A 13,249-nucleotide genomic window follows, 5' to 3' on the forward strand; every position below is an offset into this window, starting at 1 on the left:
GGCTAGTGGTTCCCACTACCAAGCCCACAACGGACTTTCACCGTCAAGTTGTTGCCCATGCTGGGCACACACAAAAAGGCTTACGTACCTCAATACATAAACCTTTCATCCACCTTACTCTTACTTTACCCTCAACTTCTGTCCAACATTAATTAAATTTCTATTTGCCATATCCAAGCTACTGTCAATAAATACACATTAAACATTCCATTAATTACCTACTTGCTACTGGAAATAAACAATTAGTTCAACATCCTACTGAATGTACTCTTAAATTAAAAGGCTAAATATTCATTTTCTGAACATTTAACCTTTATTTTTTATATTTTTTTATATTTTATTAACTTGTAAAATTAAAATTCTATATTACTATTTAATATCTTTTAAAACTTCTTCAATTAAAGACATATCTACTTCCAATATTTCAGCAATGTTCTTTTCATCCATACCTTTTTGTAGCATATTTCTTATTGCTATTTTGGCCTTTTTTAATTCTCCTCTTTTTTCAAGTTCAGGGTCATATAATGTTTTAGTCATTGTAGTAACCTAATATTCTATATTCTCATCATTCATATACTTTTTATTTAGATATTCTATAATATTCTGTATAATTCATTATTTAAATACTAAAATTAAATCTTATTCTAAAATTTCTCTTACCTCTTCTTCTGATATTCCACATATCTTAGCAATGTTACTTATAGATTCACCTACAACTGATAATTTGAACACTTTTTTAGTAAGATTAATTCCTTCTTCTCTTCCTTTTTCTATTCCTTTTTCTATTCCTCTTTTTTCAACTTCAGGGTCATATAATGTTTTAGTCATTGTAGTCACCTCATCTTCTATATTCTCATCATTCATATAATTTCTATTTAAATATTCTATAAGATTTTGTATAGCTAATAACATCTTATGAAAATCTTCACCTAATATCTCATCAGCTTCAAATAATATTGCAGATTCTTTAGCTAATTTACTAGCAAGCACTTTTGCATTATTAGATAATTCTTTTATTTTATTTAAATCATTCTTATTATGTGCCTTTTCTAATTCTTTTCTTAACTTAAAAAGCTGCAGTGGCATTAACGGATACATTTTCTTTTCTCTAAGTTCTTCATCACTATATTCCCAATATTTCATTACCTCTACTATATAAATAATCTCCTGTTCATCTGGAAATACTATTTTTAACTTTAGTTGGTCCTTAATATTTTTATTCTCTTCAAAAAATATTACTTTCTGCTTTGGAAAATATATAGTCTTTATATCTTCTTTATTATTTTTTAAACTTTTTAATTGTTCTTTTCCTTTTCTAAAACCATATTCAAACATTCTAATAATCATTGTATTATCATTTTTTGTTTGAAACTCTATATGATAGCTTGCTTTGTCATAATCTTTATTAAGAATATCAAAAAACATATCTCCTCTTAATATTCCTAAATCATCCTCAACAAACTCATTATTACTAACAGTTAGCTCTACTTCATCTACATTAAAATTTTCATTAAATATTCCATTTAATAATTTTACTAATACCTTATTAGATGTTGAAAACAAAAATTTTAAAACTTCATCTAATTTGACCTTTTCTTTTTCCAAATAAACACCAACTTTCTATGATTATATTATATACCATATTTATTTGTTCTTAAACTATTAAATATTAATCTTGAAAAATTAAATGAATTTTTATTATGCTTAATACTATTAATAAAGCTTATATTTATGAAATATATGGAAACACTTTAAGCACCTTCAGTCATTCCTTATTCAGTATTACATTAAACCTCTGATCCATATCCATCAGGGCATGCATTATGATGTATTGATACAAACAAGATTGCACCAGAATTATTTGCATTTATTACTCTTTGATACAATAAATTATTAAGACTTGTTGCAGTACTAAGTGTACAATTTACAACTTTAATCCCTCTTCCCCTAAGCTTACTTATTAATTCATTTCCAACTAACTTATTTAGATCATTTCATTACCTATTCCTACTGCTCCTCCATCATAAGGAACATTGTGTACAAATCTATCTACGCCCCCACATCAACCGAATTACTAAAAATATAATATAATAAATTCAATTCTTTCTTACCTAAACATTTATTAAACTTGTCACTTTTCCCCAAAATTCTCAAATTCTTTATAATATTATTCAATTATAATATTATATTCATACCAACACCCTTTAGAAATACTTATACTTAAAAAATATATCTTATTAAAAGTATTACATTTTCTCTTAAACCTAAAAGGTCACTAAGAATTTAAATTTATTTCTTAGTGACCTTTATGAATCTATACTAAACTAATTTTTGTTCAAATATATTGTCTAAATTAAGCTTTCTAATTCTATCTTTAATTTCTTCTTTATCTATAGTGTAAAGTCCTAACTCTTGCATTCTCTTAAAGTAATTTGCTCCTGCAAATGTGTATCTATCCATTCTTCCTTCTCTTGTTGCAGCTTTTTCATTTGCATAGGATATTAAATCTCCAATTGCTATAGATGATGGTAATATTAAAAGTGGCATTCCCATCATAAGTCTTACTGCATTATGACCTGCTAAACTTCCTGTACATATTGCTTCACCACGATATGCCAAACTACAAACTATATACATTCTCTTCTGTATTCAGATTTATCTGAATCATCATTTAATGATAAATTCAAAAAAGCTAAATTAATATCTGGACTTACTCAAATCGAACTATCTAAGTTAACTGGATTAAGCCGTTCAACTATTAACGAACTAGAGCGTGGAAGTAGAGATAATATTAGCAGAGATACTTTATTAAAATTAATAAAAATTTTAGATAAGAATATACTATGCGATGATTATTTACTATTTATATTAAATCAAGAAGAGAATATAACTAACTTACTAAATAAGTATGGTGTAGGAAAATTATGCGCTATTTTAGAATGTCATCATTCAAGTATATATAGATGGAAAGTATTTAAGTGCCAATTTCCAAGATCCAAATACAATATTATAAAAAAACTAGACCAGGATAATTAATATCCTGGTTTATTATTTAATATTTATTCTCTACATACCACCCTATTAACTCTTCTACCGTATATCCTGCTTTAATTATTCCATCTAAAATTTCTTTAGGCCATTCTTGTAATGCTTGTATTCCCTCTATAACCCTATCTGCAAAAACAGTTTCCCATAATCTCATATACACATACATTTCACTTTTATTCAACGCTTTTTTATACCATTTCACTGGAGCTTCTGCAAATACTTTAACGTTAAAAATACATACTATAAGTACTGTTGCTGTTGTTATCTTGCCTGTAAATTTGATAATATCTTTACTTTTTATTTCTTTATTTAAAATAAGCTTATTATCTAATGTGTAACTAATTATCATGATAGATCACCAGCTATCTAATTTCCAAAATCCTAATCTTAACTTTATCCTGTATATCAATTTGTAAAGTTGCTTCATAGCTTTCATAAGGTTGTAATTCTAATGCTAAATATTCTTCTGGTTTAACTTTAAAACTACAATCAACTTTACAATTATCATCTTTAATTATTATAGCTGCACTAACATATTGAATCTCACTATCATCTTTCATTTTAATATTGTTTATTTTGCCTTCTAAAAATAATATTTCCTTCTTTATAGTAATTGTATTAGTCATATTAATTCTCCTTTATTAAATAAATTTAAAATTTAAACAAGTTTCCATTATCTTTTCTATAGATATATCAATTTGCTTTAAATTATTTTTAATTAAATCTTTTATTTGCTTCCTTTTTCTTTTCTCTAACATAGAAAGTAAATGCGGAATTAAATAACAAGCTTGTACTAGCACTCTATTTGTATTTGATATATCATTCAAATTAGATTCATTGAAAATCAACACATGTGGTAGTTTAAGCTTTTTTATTGATTCATAATATCCATATAGACCAACGTTTTTTAAATGTATTTCTATTCTAGTTAAGTCATAATCAAGTTTAGATTCTTTAGCCTTGTCATAAATCCTACAAAATCCATTTTCATTAAATTTACCTATATAATAGGTTTCAACGTTTGAGTGACTTAATATATTCATTCTTTGTAGTTCATGCTGCTTTAACACTATTAAATTTTCAAGTGCTATTGGTACATCAATCGCCACATCAAAACACATGACTTCCACTTTATTTAAATCTTCAAATAGTATTCTTAAATCTATCGGAAATTTATCTAACTTAACTTTATTTGGATTCCATTCTAAAACTACATTTTTAGTATTTCTGCTATAAATTTTATTCCAATTATTTTCAATTCCTAAGTATATTCCCTTATAGGTGAAATTTCTATAACATTTAGATACTCCTTTACTTTCATAATACATGAGTTCTTTATCTATAACCGCTGATAACTTATCTAGCATTAACTGTATAATTTCATTTTTAACCCCATACACTATAGCTTTTACTTTATCTATAGAGTACATTTTTGTATCTTCTCGTCTATCATTATATTTAGTAGACACCCCCATATTACGTAAACTCCTTATTATAAAGATTAATATAATTATATATCCTCTTTAATGCTCGGCTTTGCATCGGGCTACACTATCGCTCCGCTATCGTTCGCCCTCGCTTCGCTCTGCGCCTTGCATTTAATATATTTATATTATCCTTTATCATAAGTCCTTCCACGTATTAATTCAGTATGATAAAGATAGAATTCCTGTCTTTTAATATTTGTATCCTGTACTGGACAACCTAAAAAAGCTGATATTGTTTGTTTCTCTATAGTTTTAAAAGCTAGTCTGCAATTAAATAAGTTTTTAAACTTACAATCCTCTTTATTCCCAAGTTGCATTATACATATTATTAATACATTAAAGTGCCTAGCTTGAGCCAATAAACCTTGTATTACATCATCAATTTTCTTTATAGATTTACTCAAAACATTGTATTCATCTATAAGTATATAAAGTGGTCTTTCCCTCCAGCTTTTATCATTTAATTGCTCTTCTAAATATTCCTTTATTGCTTCTAAATCATTTATCCTAATTGCATCCAAAGACGTAAAATCTTTATCTGTAAAGGTATTTAATAACGTTATATCAACTTTATCATTTATCATTTTTAGGGCCATTTCTATAGCTACACTTTTCCCCATTTTTGAAGTGCCTACTACCCCCATATGCGGTGTATCTTCCATATCAGCTATTATAGGATTTCCTTTAAAATCATATCCTAATAATAGTTGACATGGTGTTAACATAATTAGTGGTTGCTTTAACCCCTTTATTTCTTTAGTAACTAATTCAACTTCTACTGAATTTGAAAATGGTATATTACTTAATAAGCACCTGCATTTATAAGCCTTTTCTATAGCTTCTATGTTATCTTCTAATTTACTCACTGTTCCTCCTGGTGGTAGCTCTATGGTTAACTTATATCCAAAATCATTTTTTTCATTTTCTATAATCTTATAGTTTTCTATTTTCAATCCTTTTTGTAACTTATTCCACTTTATATTTTTAAAGTTATCTAAATAATTTAATCCATTGTAAATTACAACTCCAGTTAAACCTAGTAAAGCATAATCTATAAGTAGCATTGCACTACCTCCTATAGTTTTAAAGAAATGAATTTTTTTGAATTGTCTTATGTTTTATATGTATGCAATAATTTTAGAAAGTTTCCTAATTATTTTCTTTTTTTATAAATTATTTTCATTTTAAAATAAAAAAGATACCTGGTTACTATTCCAGGTACCAAATGTCATCTATTTTTTTATTAAGCCTTTTAGCTATTTCTAATGCTATTTCTAACTTTGGTCTACTACTTCCCTCTTCATATTGGTAATAACTTCTTACAGTTACCCCTAGTTTCTTAGCAAATTCCTTAGGCTCCATCATATATTCTCTCATTCTTATTTCTTTCAGTCTATTTTTAACCATACCTCACCTCAATTCTGTCAATTTATTTTGTTAATTTTTATATCCATATATATATATATATATATTTTATTCTATGACGTGATTATTTTTCCTTTTTATTGGTATAATTAAAATATAATTAATATCCTTTTATATAATATAAATCACCATAGAGCCAGTTACATTTGTAGCTGGTTTTATTTTTTATATGATAAAAGCACCTAGAGAAATCTAGGTGCTTTTGTTAATTATATTTTTCTATATACTTTACCTTTACTAAATTATTTTCTAAAATACCTATAACTTTTACACGTGAGTTTAGATATTCACCTAAATTTTCTATTTCATCATTAGATACTAAACATTTTATTTGTTCTCTTCCTTCACAATCAATCTCTCTTAAATAAAATCTCATCTTATCTAAATCTATCTCTCTGATTATTCCATTAATAGATATATTTTTCTCTTTTTCATTTATACTCTCAATTTTATTTAAAACAAACCTTCTACTCTTATGATCTAAACATATTTTTGATTTATTAAAAACTCTATTACCGTAAACTTCAATACTTCTTATATTTTTATCATCTGGTAGTATCTTAAGTATATTATTTAAAAGTTTTCCTATATATTCATCATCAATCCCATCAATATGAATATCCTCTTCTCTCATACTTACTGACTGTAATAATTCAAAATATATACGTAATGACTTATTAAATGGCATATCATCTAAAAAGGCAGTTTGTTCATTTGGAATACTTAAAGATATATTTATACTTCCTGCTGCTAACTGATTCAATGTAAAGTCAGTTAATAACGCTATATCTTTAGGAACTTTACTCCTATTATTTAATATTCCGTAATTTTTTCTTACTGAAGTTTTAAAATTATCCAAATATGAAGATATTATGCTTATGGGTGCCTTACCATATCCTATAGCCGGTCCATTTACATGAATATTTATATCACTTTTTTCTATTAAAACTTCATTCATCCCTATATACTCTTCAATTTCTTCTCTAAGTTCAATTATCTTTCTTACATATATAGATGCCATTGCTTTATATTGCTCTTCTCTTTCCGGAAGTAATCTTTCCTTTAAATCAAAGAGAATATTTTCAAGTTTATTTATTCTTTTTTCGATAAATTGTTTTTCTTCTAAATTATTTATCATAATACCACCCTCACTATTCCCTTTCTTAAATTTAGATTATCTTTAACATCTTGTGCGAAGTCTAGAAGATTATCTTCACCATAAGAGTCGATAAATGCAGATAATATTTGTAGTCCTTTAAATTTTAAAGGTGCTGTCTTATCACTAATTAATTCTCTCCATTCTTTATTATCATATTCAAAATCGTATAAAATTAATACATCTAAATCTCCCGGACTATCTTTCTGTGTAACATAGCTTCCATCTATACATATATAAAAACTAACTTTATGTTGTCTAACCTCTTGAATATAACTATATAAGCTTTTAAACAACAATTCTCTTCTTTCTACATCACCATAAGAACAAAACCTCTCTCTAATTTCATCTAAATTTGCTTTATGTATTCCTTCTGGCAAAAGACCATCAGGCGTAAATTCAGGCAAAGCCATATGTTATTTATCCCCCTATTATTTATTCCTATATCATCAAATATATGCTATAATAGAAGTAGATTTAATAGATATATTTGATGATTGAACTCGTGTAGATTGGTAGTCTGAATACAAGTTCTTTTTTCTTTATTTTACAACAAATATGGTAAACTTGTCCATAAAAATAAAAAAGGCTAGTAAGTAAGATTTCTCCTACCTACTAGCCCTAAATAATTAATCTATTATTTTTTTAATTTCTTCTAATTTTAATTCAAGCTCTGCAACTCTTTTTCTAATTGCTGCATCATTATCATCTTTGCATATCCTTCTATTTTCGCAGAATCCATATTGCATATAATGATCTATTCCTGATATAAAGCTACCCTTTTCTACTGCCTTTTCTACATCTTTATTTAATTCAAGATAAGCTCCCTCATTATATTCTACTGGAATAGGTGGAAGTGGTTTTCTACCTTCCTTTTTACCATACTTCTCATAATGCTTATATGGATCATTTTTATAAGTAGCACTATTGGCTACATCAGGATACTTCTTTAAGTACCAATTTTTACTGAATATATACATAGAATAATTCATCTCCTCTTTATTTTCATTATTATTTACTACATTTCCATTTAAGTTATATGGTTGTTTACCACAAACCATACAAAAAGCATTTGCTATAATAGTTCCTATCTTATCTATATTTTTTAATATAATATCCCTATCAGAACTATCTATAAACCCAACTTCTAAAATATCCAAAGATACGCCTTGTGAGTATGCTTTATTTATTTCACCATAATAATCTGTATATCCTAAAGCAACTCCATTTGTTCTTATAAATGTTTGTTCAGAATTATAATCTCTTGATTTAACTCCACCATTTTTTAGTCCTATTTTAGTAAGCTCACTCATTATATAAAACTCAACATCTAAATTTTTATCTCTACAAGGACAATATATCTCTGCTCTAGTTCCACCACCTGCATTTAAATGAACTGACATTGCATACTTATAGTTATAACTATTACCTACTAAAATATTATTACTATAATTCTGTTCTCCAAGATGCAAATTAATTCCTTTAGCTCTTATTTTATTAGCTGCATTATTACAAATATCTGTAGCTATTAAATGCTCTTGATAATTTCCACAAACTGCACCTGGATCATAAACCCCATTACTTTTAGTCCCATGTCCTATATTTAGACACGCATCATAGTTTGACATATAATACACCTCCTTAATGAAAATTAAAAAGGACCATATAGGCCCTTTAGATTATTCTTTATCAATTAATTTGTCGCTAACACCAGGAATATATCCTGAAGTATTTTCAGTAGGATCATTAAGTAATCCTAATAAAATTAAAATTGAACATATAGTTTGTACAATTCCTAAAATCTTATCTGAATCAATGTTTAATCCAAATTGACATAAAAGTGAAACAATTAATGCTGCTAATGAAATAATAGTTCCTTTGTTATTTAATCTTATTAAAATTGATTTTAATACTTTTGACATAATTAACACGCTCCTTCTTCTAATCCATCTATTCTTTTATGAGCTGATTTAACACTTTCTTCAATTCTAATTACCTTTTCTCTCATCTCTGTAATTTCCCTATCCCTAGCTTTATTATCTAATCTTATTTCATCTACAGCAGTTGCTATGTAATCTAATTTAGCCCTAGTATCTGCTTCCTCTCTTGTATCTGCTCTAATATCATTTGTACGATTTCTTTGAAAAGTAAAATAACTTATTCCTGCTCCTATAATGCTACAAATTAATGCAATGCTTATTGTCTCCACGTTTACACCTTCCTTTATTTTTTGTATTAAAAAAGAGCCTTTCGGCTCCTAACTTTTCCATGAATATATTTAATATCCCTTCATAAAATATTACTGTGAATTATTTCACCCACTAAGAGAATAAGTTGATTGCTACGGGATTTAATTAACAACTTATTCTCTTTTAAGGAAGTTATATTTTATTTGACTTCTTTAATAACCTTTATAAATAATTAAGGTTTGTGAATATATTTAATATTTTTTCTATAAAATATTAATGCAAGGTATATTCTTCTAAAAACGAATAGGTTTTTTATTTGCTACGTGATTATTTAATAACCTATTCAGTTTTTTTAATAAAAATAAGTTTAGAGATAATAGAAATATAATATTATTAACGACTTAACTATATTTAATATTCTTGGAATCACTAATCTATTATATCTATTCTTATTTTTATTTTTCATATTATATCAATTTTAAGTAACAATTTTTATCTATTGTTTGTATAACCCACTCAACAAATTAGGAGTTTATAAAGCATCTAAAATAAGCTGCTTACTTGCATCAGGAACTGGCAAAACAATTATACCGCCTTCCGAACCACTTCCTGGTGTAGAAACCCTAACTTCATTTGAATCTTCTATGTCTTCAGTACTGATTTTGTTATTATAATTAATTGTTACTTTAGTTTTTTTAATTTCCTCATTAGGCTTTGAGATACTATTGGTTAATATTATAGTTAAGAATATTATAATGCTAATTATACAGCAAAAAATTTTCCTTAATTTCATTTTAATATCACCCCCTATAAGAATATACGTTAGATACATATTAATTATTACACCAATAATAATTATATTTATTACTCACACTAATTATTAAGAATGTTCATTAGTATACTTATCAAGTGCTTTTAATGCTTTATATAATATGTCACATAAAGAATTAAAAACAACTAGAATTCCTATAGGTTTACAGAGATTTCCTAAATAGAACATTCCTACTGTAATATAATGCCCAATTTCCGAAGTTGTATTTGAAAGCGTGGCTAAAAATAATAGTCCATAACCAATAAAGTAAATGATAACTCCAATAAAGATACCTTTAATTATCTTATCTGTTTTATGTTCTAAAAACACCTCTAATCTCCCCCTTTTTAAATTACCGAACCTAAAATAATACATTGGTTCGTCTAAGTTTAACATTATGACTTATTTCTTTTTTTCATATAGATTAATAAGCCTACTCCAATAATAATTATAATTCCAATGCTAATAAGTAAAGGTGATACTTTAATAGCAACTAACTCTGCTTCTACCATCTAATTCATTCCTTTCAATTTAAGTATATTCACGAAAAATTAATACAATTATGAGTTAATTATAGCATATTTTGTAAATACCATACTATTTAATTTTCAAAAATTACTTTTATCAATTACTTTTCCAATTTTGCAAGTATTTCTCTAACTTCTTCTCTATATCTTGCTGGTACTTGCTCTATTGTTTTAAGTCCTCTTTGTACCATAGCTACATACATATCCACCATTTTTGAACTACCCCCTTTCATTTCTCCATCTATACTCATTGTCATTGGCATCATTTCTAAGATAGGCTCTAACATTGTATATACTTCATCTGTAGCCATCATTGTTGTATCTATTAATATATCTTGAGTATTATTTACTTCTTTAATTTCTTCATTTTCTAAACTTAATGTGATAACTTCCTCATTTAAAGCTACATTCTTAGCACTTAAAGTTTGTATAGCTTGACCACCGTCTAAAGGTGATTTAGCTTTTATAGTTCCATCTAATCCACCAGTTACAAACAAGTGAGTTAAATCCTTGTAAGTTGGTTGCTTTATTTCTTCTAATATAGTTGTTTCTATTAATTGTGGAGTATCTAATTCATATATCACATAAAGATCTTTTACCCATGCTTTTATACCTTCTAAATCAGACGTAGAAAGCCTATTCTTAGCCACTTTAAAAGCTATTCTACTTGAATGTAAAGAAATCCACTCAAAATCTTTAGTAGTCAGAGATAAGTACTCTGTCTTTGTTAAAATTTTATTATTTAAATAATTCATACTATAACTTTTAAAATCAGAGTTATATCCTTCTAAGTTAAAACCTATATAATTATCACTTGAACCCCAATTTAATGTCCAATCCTCTGAACCATTAAACGTAACCGTTTGATTTAGGTTCTTCTCAACAACATATTTACCTTTCTCATTATCCCAGAACAACCTATCAGCAACATCACCAGCTTTGCATAACTGGCAAGGTAATAAAATTGTTGTTTTATGAGTTTTAGGTGTAATTGTTAATAATTCTTCTTCATTATAAAAATTCCTACTCTCAATCTCAATTTTATACTGTTCTCTACCTTCACCATCAAGAATAGGTTGCCCGCTTTCATCTACATATAACTCACCTAGATGTTGGATATTTGATAAATCAGCTTTATGATAGGGTTCATAGGGTAATGGATTAGTACCTTTTACAATTTGATACGGTGTATTCACATCTCTAATGCTAACTTTAATGTATTTAGCATTAGAAGGTAATGTAAAATTACTAGCCGATACATCAGTAGGGTGGTTTAAATAAGATATTGTTTGCTTTCCACTTATGAAATTCTTATTTTTATCATAAGCACATACATTAACACCCCTAGTCCCATGTACATAATAACTTTCAGTTGGGACAATTTCTATAAAATCAGTACAAATACAGTTATTGTCCACCATAGTATAACCCGAAGTCGTATCTAAATTATAATTACCTATAAAACTATGAATAATATTGACGCTATCAGTATCATCCTGCCAAGTATTACCCCATATCTCAACTTCTCTAAGATATCCTTCTTTAGTATACTCTATAGATAAGTTTTCTCCTTGTACCGCACTCCATACTACATCATCATTTGTGTGTACGAAGTCTTCTATTTTTTTACTAGACCATGTAGAAATTTTAGAAATAGTAGTATCATCTATATTAGCATTTCCTCCACCTACTCCATTTTCTTCTATAGCTTGTACTCTCTTATCTACATCTTTAACTTTAGTGTCAATATGTTCGTATTGCGCATCAATTCTTTCTTTAAAACTATTGTTTTCTTGCTGCATAGTTTCAAAATTAGCTTGTCTTTGTTGCTCTGCTGCAATACGTTCCTCTTCTTTTTTCTTTCTAACTTCTTCATTAGAATTGGCAGTATTATTTATAGTTGTAAGTGCTTCTTTAAGAGTTGTATTTTCACTTTTAATATTATTCCATTCCTGAACTCTAGTAGCTTCTTCATTAGTTATATTAGTATTAATAGTATTTAATCTATTAATAGCTTCAATACTAGCATTTGCTCTATCTAATTCAGCTTGTACTCTATTTTGTTCATCTAAGCTAATAGAATTATTAAGATTAAGTAACCCCTCTCTAATCTGCTCTAATTCAGTTTTAAGAGTATTGAAATTATTAATTCTAGCAGTTTCATTATTATTTAGAGTTTCATCTGTAGTTATTGCTACATTAATAACGTTATTCATTCTAGTAACTAAGTTATCAAATGTACTACCTCTATCAGCTTCAGCATTTTCTCTATTAGTTTCAGCTGCAATCATATCATCATTTAGTTTTCTAATAGTAGCATCTCCAGCTTCAATTCTCTCTTCAAATTCTCTTAAATTCTCAAAAGCTTGTAATACATATTCATCTAACTGTTCTAATACTTCAACCTTATCTATAGACTGTAATATTTCTCTATCTAAACTAGTTCCAACAATGAAATAAAATAAGCAAGTGCTAACTCTTCCTTCATCATTTATAACTAATTGATTAGTTACTATTCCTGGATAAGTTACTCCCTGCTCATCTACTATAATTTTAAATTTTCCATCTTCATAAATAATATCTTTAGTCTGCCTAATTCTATTATT

At 27.1% G+C, this 13,249-nt stretch carries 17 protein-coding genes and 2 pseudogenes; 1 reads left to right on the forward strand and 18 read right to left on the reverse strand.

What is annotated here, in order from left to right; genetic code table 11:
* Positions 1 to 369: 369 nt before the first annotated feature.
* The 4 genes and pseudogenes from LPC13_RS15540 to LPC13_RS15555 all read right to left on the reverse strand — a co-directional run.
* Positions 370 to 537 (reverse strand): hypothetical protein, encoded by a 168-nt coding sequence (locus LPC13_RS15540; RefSeq protein WP_005213198.1) that lies wholly within the window; start codon positions 535 to 537, stop codon positions 370 to 372.
* A gap of 102 nt (positions 538 to 639) precedes the next feature.
* Positions 640 to 1,605: an RpnC/YadD family protein gene (locus LPC13_RS15545; protein ID WP_005213197.1), complete on the reverse strand. Its 966-nt coding sequence runs from the start codon at positions 1,603 to 1,605 to the stop codon at positions 640 to 642.
* A 182-nt stretch (positions 1,606 to 1,787) separates the two neighbouring features.
* Positions 1,788 to 1,979 (reverse strand): annotated as a pseudogene (locus LPC13_RS15550) (N-acetylmuramoyl-L-alanine amidase); the annotation flags it as partial.
* A 340-nt stretch (positions 1,980 to 2,319) separates the two neighbouring features.
* Positions 2,320 to 2,604 (reverse strand): annotated as a pseudogene (locus LPC13_RS15555) (FAD-dependent oxidoreductase); the annotation flags it as partial.
* Positions 2,605 to 2,700: 96 nt separating this feature from the next.
* Here LPC13_RS15555 and LPC13_RS17195 point away from each other — a divergent pair.
* The gene (locus tag LPC13_RS17195) at positions 2,701 to 3,036 is read left to right on the forward strand and encodes a helix-turn-helix domain-containing protein (RefSeq protein ID WP_407080858.1); all 336 of its coding nucleotides are present in this window, start codon (positions 2,701 to 2,703) and stop codon (positions 3,034 to 3,036) included.
* A gap of 16 nt (positions 3,037 to 3,052) precedes the next feature.
* Here the strand turns inward: LPC13_RS17195 and LPC13_RS15560 are convergent, their stop codons facing one another.
* The 14 genes from LPC13_RS15560 to LPC13_RS15625 all read right to left on the reverse strand — a co-directional run.
* On the reverse strand, positions 3,053 to 3,397 hold the full coding sequence (locus tag LPC13_RS15560) for a hypothetical protein (RefSeq protein WP_234088987.1): 345 nt from the start codon (positions 3,395 to 3,397) through the stop codon (positions 3,053 to 3,055).
* 13 nt (positions 3,398 to 3,410) lie between these two features.
* Positions 3,411 to 3,674: a hypothetical protein gene (locus tag LPC13_RS15565; protein ID WP_234088988.1), complete on the reverse strand. Its 264-nt coding sequence runs from the start codon at positions 3,672 to 3,674 to the stop codon at positions 3,411 to 3,413.
* A gap of 15 nt (positions 3,675 to 3,689) precedes the next feature.
* Complete coding sequence (locus LPC13_RS15570; RefSeq protein WP_234088989.1) at positions 3,690 to 4,523, reverse strand: hypothetical protein; 834 nt, start codon at positions 4,521 to 4,523, stop codon at positions 3,690 to 3,692.
* Between the two features lie 137 nt (positions 4,524 to 4,660).
* The gene (locus LPC13_RS15575; protein ID WP_234088990.1) at positions 4,661 to 5,599 is read right to left on the reverse strand and encodes a P-loop NTPase family protein; all 939 of its coding nucleotides are present in this window, start codon (positions 5,597 to 5,599) and stop codon (positions 4,661 to 4,663) included.
* Between the two features lie 145 nt (positions 5,600 to 5,744).
* Positions 5,745 to 5,942: a helix-turn-helix transcriptional regulator gene (locus LPC13_RS15580; protein WP_234088991.1), complete on the reverse strand. Its 198-nt coding sequence runs from the start codon at positions 5,940 to 5,942 to the stop codon at positions 5,745 to 5,747.
* A 223-nt stretch (positions 5,943 to 6,165) separates the two neighbouring features.
* Positions 6,166 to 7,098 carry a hypothetical protein gene (locus LPC13_RS15585; RefSeq protein WP_234088992.1) on the reverse strand — a complete coding sequence of 311 codons (933 nt, stop codon included), beginning with the start codon at positions 7,096 to 7,098 and terminating at the stop codon, positions 6,166 to 6,168.
* Entirely contained in the window at positions 7,095 to 7,529 is a 435-nt protein-coding gene (locus LPC13_RS15590) for a DUF6932 family protein (RefSeq protein WP_234088993.1), read from the reverse strand. Before LPC13_RS15590 ends, LPC13_RS15585 begins: the two co-directional genes overlap by 4 nt.
* 216 nt (positions 7,530 to 7,745) lie before the next feature.
* A complete protein-coding gene (locus LPC13_RS15595) occupies positions 7,746 to 8,744 on the reverse strand; it encodes an N-acetylmuramoyl-L-alanine amidase (RefSeq protein ID WP_234088994.1) in 999 nt (332 codons plus the stop codon).
* A gap of 51 nt (positions 8,745 to 8,795) precedes the next feature.
* Entirely contained in the window at positions 8,796 to 9,038 is a 243-nt protein-coding gene (locus tag LPC13_RS15600) for a holin (protein WP_195245450.1), read from the reverse strand.
* A gap of 2 nt (positions 9,039 to 9,040) precedes the next feature.
* The gene (locus LPC13_RS15605; RefSeq protein ID WP_195245451.1) at positions 9,041 to 9,325 is read right to left on the reverse strand and encodes a hypothetical protein; all 285 of its coding nucleotides are present in this window, start codon (positions 9,323 to 9,325) and stop codon (positions 9,041 to 9,043) included.
* Between the two features lie 512 nt (positions 9,326 to 9,837).
* Entirely contained in the window at positions 9,838 to 10,098 is a 261-nt protein-coding gene (locus LPC13_RS15610) for a hypothetical protein (protein ID WP_234088995.1), read from the reverse strand.
* Between the two features lie 87 nt (positions 10,099 to 10,185).
* On the reverse strand, positions 10,186 to 10,446 hold the full coding sequence (locus LPC13_RS15615) for a hypothetical protein (RefSeq protein WP_234088996.1): 261 nt from the start codon (positions 10,444 to 10,446) through the stop codon (positions 10,186 to 10,188).
* Between the two features lie 65 nt (positions 10,447 to 10,511).
* Complete coding sequence (locus LPC13_RS15620) at positions 10,512 to 10,628, reverse strand: LPXTG cell wall anchor domain-containing protein (protein ID WP_147576273.1); 117 nt, start codon at positions 10,626 to 10,628, stop codon at positions 10,512 to 10,514.
* 116 nt (positions 10,629 to 10,744) lie between these two features.
* A partial coding sequence (locus LPC13_RS15625; RefSeq protein ID WP_234088997.1) for a CD1375 family protein occupies positions 10,745 to 13,249 on the reverse strand: 2,505 nt, incomplete at its 5' end.

Source organism: Clostridium celatum (assembly GCF_021412605.1).
Classification (GTDB): domain Bacteria; phylum Bacillota; class Clostridia; order Clostridiales; family Clostridiaceae; genus Clostridium; species Clostridium celatum.